This is a genomic window from Pelagibius sp. (assembly GCF_965227505.1).
Classification (GTDB): Bacteria; Pseudomonadota; Alphaproteobacteria; order Kiloniellales; family Kiloniellaceae; genus Pelagibius.
Genome location: NZ_OZ245757.1, coordinates 3028197 through 3046586 on the forward strand (window position 1 = coordinate 3028197; position 18390 = coordinate 3046586).

Genomic DNA, 18390 nt, shown 5'->3' on the forward strand with positions numbered 1-18390 from the left:
TCTTACATGGTGCTCAGGGGCATGGTGCTCAGGGGAACTATGGTCAGGGGAGATCCGCCGGCTCTCTGGAGGCCTTGGGTTTGCGACCTACAGAGGCGCGGCAGCGGCCCTTCGGCCGTCCCGGTGGCGGTGATCCGGATCATCGTTCCGTCATCCGCGCGTGCTAGTCTGGCTCCTGATAGAAAGCTTTGTTTTCAAACAAAAAAGGCAGGTTGACGCGACGTGACCATTCGTAACCTGGATGCGCTCTTCGAACCCAAGTCGATCGCTGTCGTCGGGGCCAGCCAGCGGCCCGGTTCCCTGGGTGCCGTGCTTGCCCGCAACCTCTTCAATGGCGGCTTTCAGGGTCCGATCATGCCGGTGCATCCGCGCCACGAGGCGATCGAGGGGGTGCTTGCCTATCCTTCCGTAGAGGCCCTGCCGCGGACGCCTGACCTGGCGGTGATCGCCACGCCGCCGGACAGCGTTGCGGAGCTGGTCGCCGCCTTCGGCAACCGGGGCACGCGCGCCGCCGTGGTCATCACCGCCGGCTTCGGCGAGGGCGGTGACGGCCAGGGTGCGGTGCGCCGGCAAGCCATCCTCGACGCCGCCAAGCCGAACCTGCTGCGCGTCGTCGGGCCCAACTGCCTGGGCATGATGGTGCCGGGTATCGGCCTCGATGCCAGCTTCTCCCACGTTGCGCCGCTGCCCGGCAATCTGGCCTTCGTGACCCAGTCCGGCGCCATGGTGACGGCGATGCTCGACTGGGCGACGCCGCGGGGCATCGGCTTCTCGAAAATCGTGTCTCTGGGCGACAAGGCGGACGTCGACTTCGGCGACCTGCTGGACTATCTGGCCATGGACGTCCAGACCCGCGCGATCCTGCTTTACATCGAATCGGTGGCGCACGCGCGCAAGTTCGTCTCCGCCGCGCGCATCGCCGCCCGCAACAAGCCGGTCATCGTGGTCAAGGGCGGCCGCCATGCCGAGGGCGCGAAGGCCGTGGCTTCCCACACCGGGGCCCTGGCCGGTGCGGATGCGGTCTACAACGCCGTCTTCGCGCGCGCCGGCATGCTGCGGGTCTACAGCCTCGAAGAACTCTTCGATGCGGCGGAGACGCTTTCGCGGCTCTCGGTCGCGCGGCGACGCCCGGACGGTCGTGCGCGCCTTTCGATCCTCACCAACGGGGGCGGCCTTGGCATCCTGGCGACCGATGCCCTGATCGACCACGGCGGAGTGCTGGCCGAGCTGTCGGAACAGACAAAGGCGGCCCTGGACGCCTGCCTTCCGGTCACCTGGAGTGCGGGCAACCCGGTCGACATCATCGGCGATGCGCCGGGCCGACGCTACCGGGCGGCGCTGGAGGTGCTGCTGCAGGAACAGGAAGCCGATGCCACCCTGGTGATGCACTGCCCCACCGCCGTGGCGTCCGCGACGGAAGCCGCCGAAGCCGTCATTGAAACCCTGGCCACGACGCCCGACACCGGCCGCCCCGTGCTTGCCGCCTGGGTCGGCGACCAGGCCGTCGACGATGCCCGGCGTCTTTTTGCCCGTCATGGAATCGCCAGCTACGAGACGCCCGAACAGGCGGTCCAGGGCTTCATGCATCTGGAAAACTATCGCCGCAACCAGGCGCTGCTCATGCGGGTTCCGCATCCCGAGCGCGATGTCGCGGAGCCGGACCGGGCCGCCGCGCGGGCGACCCTGGAGCCGGCGCTGGCGGAAGGCCGCGAGTGGCTGAGCGAGGCCGAGGCCAAGACCCTGATGCAGGCCTACGGCATTCCGGTGGTGGCCACGCAGGTCGTCGCCGACCCGGCGGAGGCCGGTGCCGCGGCGGCGGCGCTCGGCGGGCCGGTGGCCCTGAAGATCCTTTCGCGCGACCTGACCCACAAGAGCGACCTGGGTGGCGTTGCCCTGGATCTCGAGGGCGAGGCGGCGGTCACCGCGGCGGCGGAAGCGATGCTTCAGCGCATCGCCGCGGCCGCGCCGCACGCGAAACTGGAGGGCTTCACCGTCCAGACCATGTGCCGGCGCCCGAAGGCCGAGGAGCTGATCCTGGGCGTGGTCGACGATCCTCAGTTCGGGCCGGTGATGCTCTTCGGCCACGGTGGCACCGCTGTCGAGGTCATCGCCGACAAGGCCCTCGCGCTGCCGCCGCTCGATCCCATGCTGGCCGAGGCGATGATGGCGGAGACCAAGGTCTACCGCCTGCTGCAGGGTTACCGCGACCGACCGCCGGCGGCGATCAAGGAGGTGGCCGACTGCCTCGTGCGCCTCTCGCAGATCGTCAGCGACATACCGGAAATCACGGAAGTCGACGTGAACCCGCTTCTGGCCGATGCCGAGGGCGTGATTGCCCTGGACGCCAGGGTGCGCATCGCCGCCCGCAAGGATCCCCTGGCGGCCCCGACGGCGCGTCTCGCGATCCGCCCCTACCCGCGTGAACTCGAACGGACGGTCGCCCTGCCCGACGGTGCAGACATCTTCATCAGGCCGCTTCGGCCGACAGACGCGGTGGGCCTGCGCCATGCCTTCCGCCAGTTGGACCCGGAGGACGTGCGCATGCGCTTCTTCGCCACCATCAAGGAGCTTTCGGACGAGATGCTGGCCCGCCTGACCCAGCTGGACTACGACCGCGAGATGGCCCTGGCGGCCTTCACCGCCCCGGAGCCCGGACATCAGGGGCCGGGACACCACGGCCTGGGCGTCGTCCGCCTGGCGGCAGACCCGGACAACCGGCGGGCCGAGTTCGCGATTCTGGTGCGCTCCGACATCAAGCGCCAGGGGGTGGGGTCGGTCTTGATGGAGGCTATTCTGGCCTATGCCCGCGACCGCGGGATCGGCGAGGTCTGCGGTTCCGTCCTGGGGGAGAACACGGCGATGCTTGCCCTCTGCCGCAAGCTCGGTTTCAGCGCTGCCCCCGCCGGTGACGGCACGGTCGCGGTCCGGCTGGACATCGCGGGCCGGCCTGAGAACGCCCTCGAGACAGCCTAACGGAGAAATCCTGACGGGATAAGGCTGCGCCGCTGACAGCCGGAGCGCGCACCGCCGGTGCCGGGGGTCGGCGTCCGGGGGTCAGGGCCCGGGCCGGTCCAGGGAGTAGCCGGCGGAGCGCACCGTGCGGATCAGGTCTTCGCTGCCGTTCTGGTTCAGGGCCTTGCGCAGCCTGCGGATATGCACATCGACGGTGCGTGGCTCCACATAGACGTCGCGCCCCCAGACCGAGTCCAGAAGCTGCTCGCGGGTGAAGACCCGGCCGGGATTCTGCATCAGATGGCGCAGCAGGCGGAATTCGGTGGGGCCGAGATGGACGTCGTGGCCGCTGCGGCGGACGCGGTGCGCTGCCAGGTCCATGGCCAGATCCTCGAAGGCCAGCATCTCGCTGCTGAGTTCCGGTTTGCTGCGGCGCAGGACGGCGTTGATGCGGGCGATGAGTTCTGCCGGCGAGAACGGCTTGGTCATGTAGTCGTCGCAGCCGCTGTCGAGGCCGCGCAGCTTGTCGCTTTCCTCGCCGCGCGCCGTCAGCATGATGATCGGCACGCGCTTGGTGTCCGGCTTGCTGCGCAGCTGGCGGCAGACTTCGATGCCCGACATCAGCGGCAGCATCCAGTCCAGCAGGATCAGATCCGGTACCTCTTCCGCTGCGACCACAAGCGCTTCTTCGCCGTCACTCGCAGTGTTCACCCGGAAGCCGGCACCTTCCAGGTTGTAACGCAGCATGGTGACCAGGGCTTCCTGGTCTTCGATGATTAGAACAAGGGGTCTCACACGCCCTCCTTCTTCTTTCCGTCTTGGGCGTCCTGGTTGTCCTCAGGCTCGACAACCTGGAAGCTTGTGGTATCGCTCTTCGGGCGCCCGCCTTCGATGCGCTTGCCTGTCGTCAGGTAGTGCGTCGTCTCGGCGATGTTCGTGGCGTGGTCGCCGATGCGCTCCACGTTCTTGGCGATGAACAGCAGATGGGTGCAGGGCGTGATGTTGCGCGGATCTTCCATCATGTAGGTGAGGAGTTCGCGGAACAGCGCCGTATACATCTCGTCGACTTCCTCGTCGCGGTGCCAGACATCCAGAGCGCGGTTGGAGTCGTGGTTGGCATAGGCGTCGAGCACGTCCTTGATGATCGCCTGCACCAGCTTGGCCATACGCGGGATCGAGCGCACGGCCTCGTGGTGGGCCAACTGGTTCAGCGCGATGGTGCGCTTGGCGATGTTCTTGGCGTAGTCGCCGATGCGCTCCAGGTCGCTGGAGATCTTCAGCGCCGAGATCACCTCGCGCAGGTCATTGGCCATGGGCTGGCGCAGCGCAAGGGTGCGGATCGCGTCCTCATCCAGCTCCAGGTCCATCTGGTCGATGGCTTCGTCGCCTTTGACGACCTTCTCCGCTAATGCCGAATCGCGCCGTACCATGGCGTCGACCGCGCCGGCAAACTGCGCCTCGGCCACACCGCCCATGCGCAGCACCACGGTGTTCAGCTGCTGCAGTTCTTCGTCAAAGGATTTGACGATGTGTTCGCTGTTCATGTCTGCCGGTCCTTCGGCTTGGCGAGAGTGGTCAGGCTAGCATGCTTGCGCTGTTCCGGTCCCCAGGATCACCCGAACGGGATCACCCGAACGGGATCACCCGAAGCGGCCGGTGATGTAGCCCTGGGTCCGCTCGTCGCGCGGATTGGTGAATAGCTGTTCGGTATCACCCACCTCGACCAGATTGCCGAGATGGAAGAAGGCGGTCCTTTGGGAAACGCGGGCCGCCTGCTGCATGGAGTGGGTGACGATCACGATGGTGAAGTTCTGCCGCAGCTCGTCGATCAGCTCCTCGATCTTCGCTGTGGCGATGGGATCGAGGGCCGAGCAGGGCTCGTCCATCAGGATCACTTCCGGATTGACCGCGATTGCGCGGGCGATGCAGAGGCGCTGCTGCTGGCCGCCGGAAAGCCCGGTGCCGGGGGACGAGAGGCGGTCCTTCACCTCTTCCCAGAGGCCGGCACGGGAAAGGCTCAGTTCGACGATGTCGTCGAGCTCGCTCTTGCTCTCGGCGATGCCGTGCAGCCGCGGGCCGTAGGCGATGTTGTCGTAGATCGACTTGGGGAAGGGGTTGGGCTTCTGGAACACCATTCCCACCCGCGCGCGCAGCTGCACCACATCCAGCCCGCTGCGGTAGATGTCGATGCCGTCCAGGGTGATCTCGCCTTCCACCCGGCAGCCGTCGATGACGTCGTTCATCCGGTTCAGGCAGCGCAGAAAGGTCGACTTGCCGCAGCCGGAAGGGCCGATCAGCGATGTCACCTGGTTCTCGCCGATATCCAGATCGACGTCGCGCAGGGCCTGGCTGTCGCCGTAGTACACGGCATTGTTGCGCGCCGTCATCTTGGGCGAATTCCTGAGGGCCGGGCTTGGCGCGGTGGCTTCTGCGACTGCTTCCATTGCGGTCTCCACTATCGTTCTTTCCAGCTGTCCTTTGCTACCACTGGCGCTCGAAACGCTTGCGCAGCAGGACGGCAAGAGCATTCATCAGGATAAGGAAGCCCAGCAGCACCATGATGGCACCGTTGGTCTTCTCGACAAAGGCACGTTCGGGCGCATCGGCCCAAAGGAAAATCTGCACCGGCAGCACGGTGGCCGGGTCTGTGACGCCGCCGGGAATGTCGACGATGAAGGCGACCATGCCGATCATCAGCAGCGGCGCCGTCTCGCCCAGGGCCTGGGCCATGCCGATGATGGTTCCGGTCATGATGCCCGGCAGCGCCAGCGGCAGCACGTGATGGGTCACCACCTGCAGCCGCGAGGCGCCGACGCCCAGCGCGGCCTCGCGGATCGACGGCGGCACGGCCTTCAGGGCTGCGCGGGCGGCGATGATGATGGTCGGCAGGGTCATCAGCGCCAGAACCATGCCGCCGACCAGAGGCGCCGAGCGGGGCAGTCCGAAGATGCTGAGGAACACCGCCAGGCCCAGCAGACCGAAGATGATCGAAGGCACCGCCGCGAGGTTGTTGATGTTCACCTCGATCAGGTCCGTCCACTTGTTCTTCGGCGCGAACTCTTCCAGGTAGACCGCCGAGAGCACGCCGATGGGGAAGGTCAGGATGAGCGTGATCAGCAGCGTGTAGAAGGACCCGACCACGGCGCCCCAGATGCCGGCCTGCTCGGGCTCGCGCGAGTCGCCGGCGGTGAAGAAGGTGGTGTTGAACTGGGTCTCGATCACGCCGTCGGCCTCAAGCGCCTCGATCCAGACGATCTCGTTGTCCTTCACCCGCCGGTCGGACTCCGGCAAGGTGCGGTCGATGTAGCCTTTCACCAGGCTGTCGATATCGTCGGAGGACTTGACCCAGAGGGTTTGTGTCGTGCCGATGATCGACGGGTCGGAGAGCACTGCGTCGCGGACATCCAGCCCGGCGCCGTTGGAGAGGATGCCGTAGAGCTTGAGGCGGTCGCGGCGGCCGCTCACATCGGGAAAGCGCTCGCGCAGGCTCGTCCGCAACAGGCCCTGATAGTCGGCGCGCCCCATGATCTGCGGGTCGTTCGTGTCCTGCGGGTCGATGACCTGCGGATCCAGGTAGACCGGAACGGCGATGTGGGTCTGTACGAAGGCGGTGTAGCCGTTCAGCACGATGGTGCCGATCAGCAGCCCCAGGATTCCCAGTGCGGCGAAAATTGCCAGCAGGCCATAGAAGCGAAAGCGCTTCTCGGCAGCGTAGCGGCGGCCCAGCCGCTGTTCCGAGAGGTCGGCGCGGCGCAGGGCCGCGGCAGGTGCCGTGCTGTCAGTCATATTTCTCTCGGTACCTCCGGACCACGTTCAAGGCGATCACGTTGAGCGTGAGCGTAACGGCGAAGAGCACCAGCCCCAGGGCGAAGGCCGCCAGTGTCTTGGCGCTGTCGAATTCCTGGTCGCCGACCAGCAGGGTGACGATCTGCACCGTCACGGTGGTGACCGCCTCCAGGGGGTCGGCGGTGAGATTGGCCGCCAGTCCGGCCGCCATGACCACGATCATGGTCTCGCCGATGGCGCGGCTCATGGCAAGCAAAAGGCTGCCCACGATGCCCGGCAGGGCGGCGGGGAAGATCACCTGCTTGATGGTCTCCGACTTGGTCGCGCCCAGGGCAAAGGCGCCGTCGCGCAGGGCACGCGGCACCGCATTCATCACGTCGTCGCTCAGCGAGGAGACGAAGGGGATGATCATGATCCCCATGACCACGCCTGCGGCCAATGCCGATTCAGAGGAGACCGTCATGCCAAGGGACTCGCCGGTGCGGCGGATGAAGGGGGCGACGGTCAGGGCGGCGAAAAAGCCGTAAACCACTGTCGGCACACCGGCCAGGATTTCCAGCATCGGCTTGACGATGGCGCGCATGCGCTGTGGCGCGTACTCCGACATGTAGATGGCCGAGAACAGGCCGATCGGCACCGCCACGCACATGGCGATAAAGGTGATCAGCAGCGTCCCGGCGAAGAGCGGGATCGCGCCGAAGGCCCCGGATGCGCCGACCTGGTCGGCGCGCAGTGCGGTCTGTGGGCTCCAATCCAGGCCGAAAAGGAACTCATGCCAGGGGACCCGCGCGAAGAAGCGCATGGCCTCGAACAGCAACGACATCACGATGCCGATGGTGGTGAGGATCGCGATGGTCGAAGCGATGATCATCAGCACGCTGACCGTGCGCTCCACCAGATTGCGGGCGCGCAGCTGCGGCGAGACGCGCTTGCGCGCGAAGGCCAGGCCGAGCACGGCAATGGCGATGGCAACCACCGTCATGGCGGCATTGCCGATCTGGCGCACCGAGGCGTATCCGTCTGCAGCGGCTTGCAGCGAGGCATCGACCTCGCGGCTGACGATATTGCCGGAGGCCAGGTTCTTGACGTCGTTCAGGAGCAGCGAAAGGCGATCTTCCGGCAGGCCCTGCATGTCCGCCGGCAGGTTGGAGATCAGCATCCACTCGGCGACGTGCGGCTCCAGGATCAGCCAGAGCGACATCAGCAACAGGCTCGGGATGCCGCACCAGAGTGCGACATAGAAGCCGTAATACTGGGGCCGCGAATGGAGCGTCGACGGGTGGCCGCCGCTCACTGACCGGGCGCGCCGTTGTCCGAATTGGTAGCCGACGGAGGCCAGTACCAGCAGGATCGCGATTAGAAGAAAGCTGTTCATGGCGGCCCATCGGATCTCAAGGAGGGAGCCTGCCTGCGCCCTTCCCAACACACCCTTCGCCGTCCGAAGGGCCGGGGCGCCGGCTTCGTCATACCTTGACGGTGTGTGCTCCGACCGATTCTGTGATTGCAGGTTTCATTGATAGTGTTCTTGGGGAGCGAGTCCGGCGGAGAGTTCACTCCGCCGGACTCTCACCCGATTACATGCCCGATTACATGCTCAAGGGCGCCATGCCGTTGGCCGACTCCATCATCGCATTGCGATCGTCGGTCGGCAGAGGGATCAGGCCCTTTTCCATCAGATAGCCCTCGTCGCCCCAGGCCTTGTCGGAGGTGAACTCGGCCACGAACTCCTTGATGCCGGGGATGGTGCCGACATGCTCCTGCTTCACATAGAAGTAGAGCGAGCGGGAGATGCCGTACTCACCGGAGGCGATGTTCTCGAACTCCGGCGCCACGCCGCCGACGGTCGCACCCTGCAGCTTGTCGGCGTTCTGGTCGAGGAAGCTGAAGCCGAAGATACCGAGCGCGTTCGGATTGGCTTCCAGCTTCTGGACGATCAGGTTGTCGTTCTCGCCGGCTTCGACGAAAGCCCCGTCTTCACGCACGGAGTGCGCCGCAGCCTTGAAGGCGTTCTTGTCCAGAGCCTTGATCTCCGGGAACTCCTCGGCGGCGGCTTCCATCACCAGTTCGACGAAGGCATCGCGGGTGCCGCTGGTCGGCGGCGGGCCCAGAACCTCGATGCGCTCGGCGGGCAGCGAAAGGTCGATGTCGCTCCAGAGCTTGTTCGGGTTGGGAACCAGCTGGCCGTCGACCGGGATCTCCTTGGCCAGGGCCAGGAAGATCTGCTTCTTGGTCAGGGCGAAGGGCGAATGCGCCTTGGAGTTGGCCAGGACGATGCCGTCGAAGCCGATCTTCACCTCGGTGATGGTGATGCCGTTTTCGCCGCACATCTCGAATTCGGACTGTTTGATGCGCCGCGAAGCATTGGTGATGTCCGGATGCTCGGTGCCCACGCCGGCGCAGAACAGCTTCATGCCGCCGCCCGAACCGGTGCTCTCGACGACCGGCGTCTTGAAGCCGCTGGTGCGGCCGAAGTTCTCGGCCACGGCCGTGGAGAAGGGGAAGACCGTCGAAGAACCGACGATACGGATCTGGTCACGCGCCTCGGCCAAAGCCGGCGCGACCATGACGAAACCGGCAACGGCCGCCACGGCTAGCGTTCTCTTGCTCACGGGGAGTACCTCCGCTGAATGCCCATTGGTGAAATTGTCTCGATGTTGCCTTCCGGCCATTTCCCTTCCGGCCTACCCAAGGCCTGAGCCGGGAACAACGTTGGCGCCGACCTCTCGCCGGCGGGCCCAAACTACGGTCGCTCGGCGATGGTATTACTGCACTTTTGTGACAGTTAGATGACAGACGCGGAAATTCTCAACATTTCCACTGTAAATTAACCTTTTCTCACGAAAGACAGGCAGTGCGAAGCCCCGCTTCGCGCTAGGACGCCTGCGACTGGGAGGGCGCGAGGCTTTCCTCGGCCGGCAGGGCGGAGGGCAGATAGACCGAAAAAGTGGCGCCTTCGTTGCTGCGGCTTTCGATCTCCAGGACACCGCGGTGCCGGTTGACGATGTGCTTGACGATCGCCAGCCCCAGGCCGGTCCCGCCGAGGCGCCGCGAACGGCCCGTGTCGATCCGGTAGAAGCGCTCCGTGAGGCGCGGGATGTGCTCGCGCTCGATGCCTTCGCCTTCGTTGAAAACCGAGATTTTCACGCCCGCGCGGCCCAGGCGGCGCTCCCCCGCCCCGCCCTTCGACAGCCGCCTGGCGGTCACCCGGACCACGGTGTTCTCGTAGCCGTACTTCAGCGCGTTATCGAGCAGGTTCTGGATCACCTGGGTGAGTTCGTCGTGGACGCCCACCACCGGCGGCAGGGGCTCGCAGGCCAGATCGATGCGCATGCCATAGCGCGCCGCTTCCAGCTCCAGCGTCGAGCTGACGGAACGCAGGATCTCCGCGACGTCGCACTCGCTGTCCGGCGGCGTGTGCTCCTGCAGCTCGATACGTGAAAGGGAGAGCAGGTCGTCCACCAGACGCGACATGCGGTGCGCCTGCTCTTCCATGATCTTCAGGAAGCGGATCTGTGCCTCCTGGTCCTCCAACGCCGGTCCGCGCAGAGTCTCGATGAAGCCGATCAGGCTGCTGAGCGGCGTGCGCAGTTCGTGGCTGACGTTGGCGACGAAGTCGGCGCGCATGCGCTCGGTCTGCTTGACGCCGGTCAGATCGTAGAGGGCGATCATCAGCCGCGCCTGCTGCGGTGCCGCCGCCGGCAGGCGCAGCACCCGCGCCGCAATGCTGCGCTCGACCTTGCCGGGGATGGAAAACTCCACCGCTTCCTGTTCGCCGCCCTGCAGCACCGCGTCGACCGCGGCCAGCAGGTCCGGGTTGCGCAGCCCGAGGGCCAGGTCGCGGCCGGCGAGATCCTGTCCCAGCAGGGCCTCGGCGGCCGGGTTCAGGCGCAGCACCCGGCGGTTCTCCGCCACCAGGATCAGGGGGTCGGGCAGGCCCGCCAGCACCGCGGCGTTCATCGCCATGGTGTCCTGCAGGTCGTTGCGCCTTGCCCGCTGCTCACGCGCCGTCTCGGCGATGGCATCCACCAGCCCCGGCGACAGCAGGTCGCCGCCCGAGGGCGCCGGCGGCAGCGGGCTGTCGTCGCCTGCATCCCGCAGCCGGCCGAGGTAGCGCGTCAGGGTGCGCACGCGGCGAAGGTGCTGGTTCAGCATCACCGCCATCAGCGCGAGGATGGCGGCGCCCCCGACCACGGCGGCGGTCATGGTCAGCTGCCCGCCCAGGACGAAAGCCCCCAGGATCAGCGCCACCGGCACGCAGAGCACCGCCGCGGCCAGCAGCAGCCGCCCATAGAACGGCGGCGGCGCGCCGGCCTCTGGCGGGGTGGCCTTCGCCGGACGGTCTGAGGGCTCGTCGATCATGGAGGGTTTGTGGGGTTCAATCGCGCTGAGGTCAACGTGGATATTAGCATGTGCGCGTGCGCGCGGTCGTGAAGCTTTTGCAGTGGCCAGACCTTCCCGGGGCCCGACCATCCCGGGGCCCGACCATCCCGGGGCCCGACCATCCCGGGGCCCGACCATCCCGGGGCCCGACCATCGCGGGGCCCGACCATCCCGAGGACCGCGTCCCTGTGTCCACGCCCGCCGCGGGCTTCAGACCTGCCGCGCGAGATAGCGGTCGACGAGCAGCGCGGTCAGACCGCCGAGCAGGCCGTAGGACAGCAGCTCCGGCCAGATCAGCCAGGCGTTCCCGGTGTTGTGCCAGAGCCCCAACGCAACGAAGACCAAGATCCCTGCAACCATGACGCGGAAGGCGGTCAGTCCCCAACGCCGGCGGGCGAGAACGCCGATGGCGCTGAAAAGGGCCGCGATCCCCGTGATCCCGGAGATTGCGGTGAGTGCGAAGCCGTCTGCCGGCGGCGGAGGGTCGCCCGCCGGCAGGGTCGGCACAGCCGTCAGGCCCAGCACGGCGGTGAGGCCCAGATAAAGGGCGATCGCGATCAGTCCGAGGCTGATGACGATGTTGCCGAAGCGCGGAGCCATCCTCTTTTCCCGGTCGCTGTGCCAGCTCAGTCCGGCGGCCAGACTTCAGAAGCTTTCCTTGCGGAGGCCTTCTCAGCCGCTCCGCCGTTGCGGCGCATTCGTGCCCGCCTCAAGCGCGGCACCCGATGCTGATCAGTCGGCGCCGCGGCAGCAGAGGTTCACCCGGATGCCCTGTCTACAGCAGCTCTCCGGTCGCCTGCGCCTCGTAGGCGGCCAGGGCCGCGGCGGTCACCATGTCGTTCACCGTCGCGCCCAGCTGGACCACCTGGGCCGGCTTGGACAGGCCGATGAGGATCGGTCCGATGACCGTGCCGCCGCCGCCCTGCTGCACCAGCTTGGCGGTGATGTTGGCCGAGTGCAGCCCCGGCATCACCAGCACGTTGGCCGGCCCGGAGAGCCGCGAGACGGGATAGTGGTCCCGCATCAGGTCATAGTTCAGCGCCACGTTGGCCTGCATCTCCCCGTCGTACTCGAAGTCGGGCTCGCGCAGATCGAGCAGCTGCACCGCATCGCGGATGCGCTGGGCCGCCGGGTGCCAGGGGTTGCCGAAGTTGGAATAGGACAGCAGCGCGACCCGCGGCTCGTGGCCCATGGCGCGCGCCTGGGCGGCGGCCTGCATGGCGATGTCGGCCAGCTGCTCGGCGTTCGGCAACTCGTGCACAGAGGTGTCGGCGATGAAGATGGAGCGCCCGCGCATGACCATGATGGAAAGGCCGAAGACGCGCTGCTTGGGCAGCGGATCGATGGCGCGGCGGATGTCCTCGTAGGCGACGCCGAAACTGCGTGTCAGGCCCGTCACCATGGCATCGGCTTCGCCGCAGGCGACCATGCAGGCGGCGAAGACGTTGCGGTTCTGGTTGGCCATCCGCTGGCAGTCACGGCGCAGGGAGCCGCGCCGTCCCAGGCGCTTGTAAAGATAGTCGACGTAGCGCGCGTTGTTGCTGGACAGCCGCGCGTTGTGGATTTCCAGCTGGCTTTTTTCCAGGCCGATGGAGGTCATGGTTGCGCGCACGATCTCCTCGCGCCCGACAAGCACCGGCGTGCCGTAGCCGGCCTGCTGGAAGGCAAGCGCGGCGCGGATGCTGCGCTCCTCCTCGCCTTCCGCGAAGACCACGCGCTTGGGGTTCTGGCGCACCTTGTCGAAGATCCGCTGCAGGCTGGAGGCGGTGGGATCGAGCCGCGCGGAGAGCTGCTGCTCGTAGGCCGCCATGTCGTCGATGGGCTGCCGCGCGACGCCGCTGTCCATGGCCGCCTTCGCCACCGCCTTGGGCACCGCGACGATCAGGCGCGGATCGAAAGGTGCCGGAATGATGTAGGCGCGGCCGTAGCGCAGGGCCTTGCTGTGATAGGCCTGGGCGACCTCGTCCGGCACGTCCTCGCGGGCGAGTTCGGCCAGCGCCTGGGCGGCGGCGATCTTCATCTCCATGTTGATGGTCGAGGCCCGCACGTCCAAAGCGCCGCGGAAGATGTAAGGGAAGCCGAGGACATTGTTGATCTGGTTCGGATAGTCGGACCGCCCCGTGGCGACGATGGCGTCATCGCGCAGCTCGGCCACGTCTTCCGGCGTGATCTCCGGGTCCGGATTGGCCATGGCGAAGATGATCGGCTGGTCGGCCATGGAGCGGATCATCTCCGGCGTGAAGGCGCCCTTCACCGAAAGCCCCATGCAGACGTCCACACCCTCGAAGGCCTCTTCCAGGCTGCGCGCCTTGGTGTCGACCGCATGGGCCGACTTCCACTGGTTCATGCCTTCTTCGCGGCCCTGATAGATGACGCCCCGGGTGTCGCAGAGCATCACCAGGTCATGCGGCACCCCCATGGCCTTGATCAGCTCGGCGCAGGCGATGCCGGCGGCGCCGGCGCCGTTGATCACGACCTTGGTCTTTTCGATGGAGCGGCCGGTCAGCGCCAGGGCATTGAGGAAGCCGGCGGCGGTGATGATGGCGGTGCCGTGCTGGTCGTCGTGGAACACGGGGATGTCCATCAGTTCCTTCAGCCGCTCTTCGATGATGAAGCATTCCGGCGCCTTGATGTCTTCCAGGTTGATGCCGCCCCAGGATTTGCCGAGAAAGCGCACGCAGTTGACGAAGTCGTCGACCTCGCGGGTGTCGACCTCCAGGTCGATGCCGTCGACATCGGCGAAGCGCTTGAAGAGGACGGCCTTGCCTTCCATGACCGGTTTGGCGGCCTGGGCGCCGAGGTCGCCGAGGCCCAGCACCGCGGTCCCGTTGGAGATGATCGCGACGATGTTGCCCTTGGCGGTGTAGTCGTAGGCCTTGGCCTCGTCGGCGGCGATCTTCAGGCAGGGGACGGCGACGCCGGGGGAGTAGGCCAGCGAAAGGTCGCGCTGGGTGGTCAGCGGCTTGGTGGCCTGGATCTCGAACTTCCCGGGCCGGCCGGAGGCGTGCAGATCGAGCGCCTCTTCCTCGGTGATGCGGGTTCTGTCCATCTTGTCCTCCCCTTGGGCACATATCCCTGGCGCTTCACCCGGGCCGTTGTTGTGGCTGCCGGCGCCTGCGTTACGGTCTCGCCCACAACGCCGGGGTACCCTGGGGCGGAGCGGTGGACCGCCCGCTTTCCCTCGGCACAATTGGCTTAGGGCCTTGTTTTTCCGGAAATCTTAGAGAGACGGCATGCAAGCGTCAAAGATCATGACAAAAGGTCGGGGGCAAAGCGCCGGGGACAAAGGACCGCTTGCGCTGCGGCCTGTCCTTTAGTGGGCCCGGACATGGCGGTGGACATCGGCGCCCCCGGCCTTGCTGAGGATTTCCTCGGCCTTGTCCGCCGCCGCCGGATCTGTGACCCGCACCCACAGCAGGATCGCACCGGCCTCCAGGGCGCGTGCGAAAGCCTCGGTATGGGGTGTGGCGCGGAGCTTTTCCAGCAGCTCCACCACGGCGGCGACACTGATGCCGGCAGCCAGCGCACCGGCCACCGCCGCGCCCACCGGGCCGGTTGCTATGGCGATCAGGCCGGCGGCGGTCAGCGGGCCGACGTAGTTGATCTCGCCCACGAGGCCGGCGAGGGATTCCTGCCAGGCCTCCCCGGGCGAGCCGCTGGCGCTGAGCGATTCGTGGGTGTCGAGGACGGAAAGATCGTCACGGGCAAAGCCCGCCGCGAGCAGCGCCTCGACCGCCTCTGTGAATTCGACGCGCTGGGAAAAGCGACCGACCACTTCGACGGGCTGGCCGGCGGCAAAGACGTCGCTGTCTGCACTCTGGTCCTGCATTCCGTTCTCCCTTTTTCCTATTCTGACCGCTGTGGCGCGGCTTGCCCAGACCCGTGGTTCATGCGCTGCCGCGCTCCATCGCCCGGCTTGCCCCCGGTGCCGTCGCCTGTGATAACCTGCGCCCCCACACGCGCCCCTTGGATCGATGACCGCAAAACCCGCCCCCGCAGCCCAGCCGGACCAGACTCCGGGAACCGGCGCCGCCCAGACAGCAAAGGCGGCGCGGCCCGTCAAGCCGGCCGGCGTAACGCCCATGATGACCCAGTACCTGGAGATCAAGGCCGAGCATCCGGGCGTCCTGCTGTTCTATCGCATGGGGGACTTCTACGAACTGTTTTTCGAGGACGCGCAACAGGCCTCCGCCGCCCTGGACATCGCGCTGACCAAGCGCGGCCAGCACCAGGGCGCGGACATCCCCATGTGCGGCGTGCCCGTGCATTCCGCGGACGGCTATCTTGCGCGCCTGATCCGCAAGGGCTTCAAGGTCGCGGTCTGCGAGCAGACCGAGGACCCGGCGGAGGCCAAGAAGCGCGGCAGCAAGTCGGTGGTGCGCCGGGCGGTGGTGCGCATCGTCACGCCCGGCACCCTGACCGAGGACGCCCTGCTGGACGCGCGGGCCCACAACTACCTGGCCGCGCTGGCGAGCGCCGGCGGCGCTCTGGCCCTCGCCTGGCTCGACATCTCGACCGGCGACTTCCAGACCCAGGCGCTCGCCGCCGGGGATCTGGCCGCCGGGAATCTGGGCGCAGCGCTGGCGCGCCTCGATCCCGGCGAGATCATCCTGCCGGAAAGCCTGCTGGCCCAGCCCGCGGTCGCCGAGGCCCTGGCCGACCTGCGCGAGCGGCTGAGCCCGCTGCCGGCGCCCCGCTTCGACAGCGGCAACGCCCGCCGCCGCCTGGAGGAGGTGTTTCAGGTCAGGGCCCTGGAGGCTTTCGGCGCCTTCGGCCGTGCTGAACTGGCCGCCGCAGGCGCGCTGATCGATTATCTGGCGCTCACCCAGAAAGGGAAGATGCCCCGCCTGCAGCCACCGCGGCAGCTGGCCGGGGGCGCGGTGATGGAGATCGACGCCGCCACGCGGCGCAACCTGGAACTGACCGAAGCCCTCTCCGGCGGCCGCGACGGCACCCTGCTCGCCACCATCGACCGCAGCGTCACCGGCGCCGGGGCCCGGCTGCTGGCGACCCGGCTCGCCGCGCCGCTGACCGACCCCCCGGCCATCGCCGCGCGCCACGACCAGCTGGCCTGGCTCATCGAGGACGGCGGACTGCGCGCCGACCTGCGCGCGGCGCTGCGGCGCTGTCCGGATATCGAGCGGGCCCTTTCCCGCCTCAGTCTCGGGCGCGGCGGGCCGCGCGACCTGGCGGCGGTGCGCGGCGCGCTCGCGGTGGCGGGGGATCTGGCGCGGCTCATCGTCGCGCGCGCCGGTCTTGCGCCGCCGAGCCTGGACGCAGGCGATCTGGAAAGCCTCGGCGGTCATGCGGACCTCGTCGCAATCCTGGACGCGGCTCTGGCGGCGGAACCGCCGTTTCTGGCCCGCGATGGCGGCTGCATCGCCGCCGGCTACGAGGCAGCCTTGGATGAGCTGCGCAGCCTGCGCGACGACAGCCGCAAGCTGATGGCCGGGCTGCAGAGCCGCTATGCCGAGGAGGCCGGCGTGCCCAGCCTCAAGGTCAAGCACAACAACGTGCTCGGCTACTTCATCGAGGTGACGCCGACCCATGCCGGCAAGATCAAAACCGGCGCCGAAGGGCCCTTCATCCACCGCCAGACCCTGGCCTCGGCGATGCGCTTCACCACGGTGGAGCTGTCGGAGCTGGAGCAGAAGATCGCCTCGGCGGCGGAGCGCGCCCTGGCACTGGAACTGGAGATCTTTCAGCGCCTGGTGGCAGAGGTGCTGGGCCAGGCCGAGGCCGTCGCGCACAGCGCCCGGGTGCTGGCGGCCCTGGACGTTGCCGCCGGCCTGGCCGAGCTGGCGGTCGAACAGCGCTGGTGCCGCCCGCGCATCGATGACAGCGCCGCCTTCGATATCCGCGAAGGGCGCCACCCGGTGGTGGAAGCCGCGCTGGCGCGCGCGCAGGAAGGCGGCTTCGTCGCCAACGACTGCCGCCTGGAGGACGACCCCGATCCCGACTCAGGTGTCGGCCGCATCTGGCTGATCACCGGCCCCAACATGGCGGGCAAGAGCACCTTCCTGCGCCAGAACGCGCTGATTGCCGTGCTCGCCCAGATGGGCAGCTACGTGCCCGCGGCCTCTGCTCATATCGGGCTGGTCGACCGGCTGTTCAGCCGCGTCGGCGCCGCCGACGATCTGGCCCGGGGCCGTTCGACCTTCATGGTCGAGATGGTGGAGACCGCCGCCATCCTCAACCAGGCGGGGCCGCGTGCGCTGGTGATCCTGGACGAGATCGGCCGCGGCACGGCCACCTTCGACGGGCTCTCCATCGCCTGGGCCTGCATCGAACACCTGGATCAGGTGAACCGCTGCCGTGCCCTCTTCGCCACCCACTACCACGAGCTGACGGCCCTAGCCGCCAAGCTGGACTCTCTGTCCTGCCATGCCATGCGGGTGAAGGAGTGGCAGGACGACGTGGTCTTCCTGCACGAGGTTGTGGCCGGTGCCGCCGACCGTTCCTACGGCATCCACGTCGCCAAGCTGGCCGGCCTGCCCAAGGCGGCGATCGACCGCGCCGAGGCGGTGTTGGCGACCCTGGAACAGGGCGAGCAGGCCGGCGCCCTCTCGCGCCTGGCTGACGATCTGCCGCTCTTCGCGGCCACGCTGAGCCAGCCCGCAGCTTCGTCCGGGCCCTCCCCCGTCGACGCGACGCTTTCGGAGGTCGAGCCGGATGGTCTCAGCCCGCGCGAGGCGCTGGAGCTGATCTACCGACTGAAGGAGCTGTCGGAGAAAAGCGAGTCCTAGAGCGGCGGCGCCGCCAGGGTCAGCAGGCCGTCGCTGCCTGCCACATCGCGGTAGCGCACCTCGATGCGCCAGTCGCGCCAGTCGCTGCGGTAGCGCTCCGGTTCGGCAACCGGGATCTCGGCGGTCAGGTACTGGCTGCGCCGCTCCTCGCGGCTGCCGCGGAAGATGTAGCCGAGGGAGATGAAGGGTTTCACGCCGCTGGAGGAGCCGCCGGTGGCGCCCACCCCGATGCCGGGGCCGGAGGCGCCGCCGCTGCCGGTCTGGCGGGTGACGACCTCGCGGTCGCGGGCCGGTGTCTCCCGGCCCTGGGGATCGACCAGCACCAGGGCCAGGATTTCGCGCCCCGGCGGAATGTCATCGACCCTGAGCTTCAGGCTCTCCGCCTCGGCTGTCGCGCTGGCGCGCATCAGCGGCGGATCGGCCTGGCTTGCGCAGGCGCCGAGGATTGCGAGTACACAGACGGTCTTTAGGACCGTACCAAGGATTCGTGCCATACTCTCGCTCTTGGCCCCCGGTTTTCACGGAC

At 67.6% G+C, this 18390-nt stretch carries 13 protein-coding genes; 2 read left to right on the forward strand and 11 right to left on the reverse strand.

Going from position 1 to position 18390, the window contains the following annotated elements:
* Positions 1 to 222 precede the first annotated feature (222 nt).
* Positions 223 to 2973 (forward strand): GNAT family N-acetyltransferase, encoded by a 2751-nt coding sequence (locus ACO06P_RS14495; RefSeq protein ID WP_420345944.1) that lies wholly within the window; start codon positions 223 to 225, stop codon positions 2971 to 2973.
* 81 nt (positions 2974 to 3054) lie between these two features.
* Here the strand turns inward: ACO06P_RS14495 and phoB are convergent, their stop codons facing one another.
* The 10 genes from phoB to ACO06P_RS14545 form a co-directional block, all read right to left on the reverse strand.
* Positions 3055 to 3747 (reverse strand): phosphate regulon transcriptional regulator PhoB, encoded by a 693-nt coding sequence (phoB, locus tag ACO06P_RS14500; RefSeq protein ID WP_420345945.1) that lies wholly within the window; start codon positions 3745 to 3747, stop codon positions 3055 to 3057.
* Positions 3744 to 4496 carry a phosphate signaling complex protein PhoU gene (phoU, locus tag ACO06P_RS14505; protein ID WP_420345946.1) on the reverse strand — a complete coding sequence of 251 codons (753 nt, stop codon included), beginning with the start codon at positions 4494 to 4496 and terminating at the stop codon, positions 3744 to 3746. Before phoU ends, phoB begins: the two co-directional genes overlap by 4 nt.
* A gap of 96 nt (positions 4497 to 4592) precedes the next feature.
* Positions 4593 to 5396, reverse strand: coding sequence for a phosphate ABC transporter ATP-binding protein PstB (gene pstB, locus ACO06P_RS14510; protein ID WP_420345947.1), 804 nt, complete (start codon positions 5394 to 5396; stop codon positions 4593 to 4595).
* A 37-nt stretch (positions 5397 to 5433) separates the two neighbouring features.
* On the reverse strand, positions 5434 to 6738 hold the full coding sequence (gene pstA / locus ACO06P_RS14515) for a phosphate ABC transporter permease PstA (protein ID WP_420345948.1): 1305 nt from the start codon (positions 6736 to 6738) through the stop codon (positions 5434 to 5436).
* Positions 6731 to 8113, reverse strand: a complete 1383-nt coding sequence (pstC, locus tag ACO06P_RS14520; protein WP_420345949.1) for a phosphate ABC transporter permease subunit PstC — start codon at positions 8111 to 8113, stop codon at positions 6731 to 6733. Before pstC ends, pstA begins: the two co-directional genes overlap by 8 nt.
* A 211-nt stretch (positions 8114 to 8324) precedes the next feature.
* Positions 8325 to 9347 (reverse strand): PstS family phosphate ABC transporter substrate-binding protein, encoded by a 1023-nt coding sequence (locus tag ACO06P_RS14525; protein WP_420345950.1) that lies wholly within the window; start codon positions 9345 to 9347, stop codon positions 8325 to 8327.
* A gap of 262 nt (positions 9348 to 9609) precedes the next feature.
* Complete coding sequence (locus ACO06P_RS14530; protein WP_420345951.1) at positions 9610 to 11097, reverse strand: ATP-binding protein; 1488 nt, start codon at positions 11095 to 11097, stop codon at positions 9610 to 9612.
* 231 nt (positions 11098 to 11328) lie between these two features.
* Complete coding sequence (locus ACO06P_RS14535) at positions 11329 to 11718, reverse strand: hypothetical protein (protein WP_420345952.1); 390 nt, start codon at positions 11716 to 11718, stop codon at positions 11329 to 11331.
* Between the two features lie 175 nt (positions 11719 to 11893).
* Positions 11894 to 14167 carry an NADP-dependent malic enzyme gene (locus ACO06P_RS14540; RefSeq protein WP_420345953.1) on the reverse strand — a complete coding sequence of 758 codons (2274 nt, stop codon included), beginning with the start codon at positions 14165 to 14167 and terminating at the stop codon, positions 11894 to 11896.
* A 264-nt stretch (positions 14168 to 14431) separates the two neighbouring features.
* A complete protein-coding gene (locus ACO06P_RS14545) occupies positions 14432 to 14947 on the reverse strand; it encodes a hypothetical protein (protein WP_420345954.1) in 516 nt (171 codons plus the stop codon).
* A 145-nt stretch (positions 14948 to 15092) separates the two neighbouring features.
* Between ACO06P_RS14545 and mutS the strand changes: the two genes are divergently transcribed.
* Positions 15093 to 17864 (forward strand): DNA mismatch repair protein MutS, encoded by a 2772-nt coding sequence (gene mutS, locus ACO06P_RS14550; protein ID WP_420345955.1) that lies wholly within the window; start codon positions 15093 to 15095, stop codon positions 17862 to 17864.
* On the opposite strand, the gene ACO06P_RS14555 is transcribed toward mutS, so the two are convergent.
* Positions 17861 to 18358, reverse strand: a complete 498-nt coding sequence (locus ACO06P_RS14555) for a hypothetical protein (RefSeq protein ID WP_420345956.1) — start codon at positions 18356 to 18358, stop codon at positions 17861 to 17863. The two genes, mutS and ACO06P_RS14555, sit on opposite strands and share 4 nt — an antisense overlap.
* Positions 18359 to 18390 lie beyond the last annotated feature (32 nt).

What these genes read in the sequence shown, in the direction of transcription:
- mutS (WP_420345955.1), top strand. Translation starts at nt 15,093, where the DNA reads ATGACCGCAAAACCCGCCCCCGCAGCCCAGCCGGACCAGACTCCGGGA.
- ACO06P_RS14545 (WP_420345954.1), bottom strand. Translation starts at nt 14,947, where the DNA reads ATGCAGGACCAGAGTGCAGACAGCGACGTCTTTGCCGCCGGCCAGCCC.
- ACO06P_RS14535 (WP_420345952.1), bottom strand. Translation starts at nt 11,718, where the DNA reads ATGGCTCCGCGCTTCGGCAACATCGTCATCAGCCTCGGACTGATCGCG.
- ACO06P_RS14555 (WP_420345956.1), bottom strand. Translation starts at nt 18,358, where the DNA reads ATGGCACGAATCCTTGGTACGGTCCTAAAGACCGTCTGTGTACTCGCA.
- phoU (WP_420345946.1), bottom strand. Translation starts at nt 4,496, where the DNA reads ATGAACAGCGAACACATCGTCAAATCCTTTGACGAAGAACTGCAGCAG.
- ACO06P_RS14540 (WP_420345953.1), bottom strand. Translation starts at nt 14,167, where the DNA reads ATGGACAGAACCCGCATCACCGAGGAAGAGGCGCTCGATCTGCACGCC.
- pstC (WP_420345949.1), bottom strand. Translation starts at nt 8,113, where the DNA reads ATGAACAGCTTTCTTCTAATCGCGATCCTGCTGGTACTGGCCTCCGTC.
- pstA (WP_420345948.1), bottom strand. Translation starts at nt 6,738, where the DNA reads ATGACTGACAGCACGGCACCTGCCGCGGCCCTGCGCCGCGCCGACCTC.
- pstB (WP_420345947.1), bottom strand. Translation starts at nt 5,396, where the DNA reads ATGGAAGCAGTCGCAGAAGCCACCGCGCCAAGCCCGGCCCTCAGGAAT.
- ACO06P_RS14530 (WP_420345951.1), bottom strand. Translation starts at nt 11,097, where the DNA reads ATGATCGACGAGCCCTCAGACCGTCCGGCGAAGGCCACCCCGCCAGAG.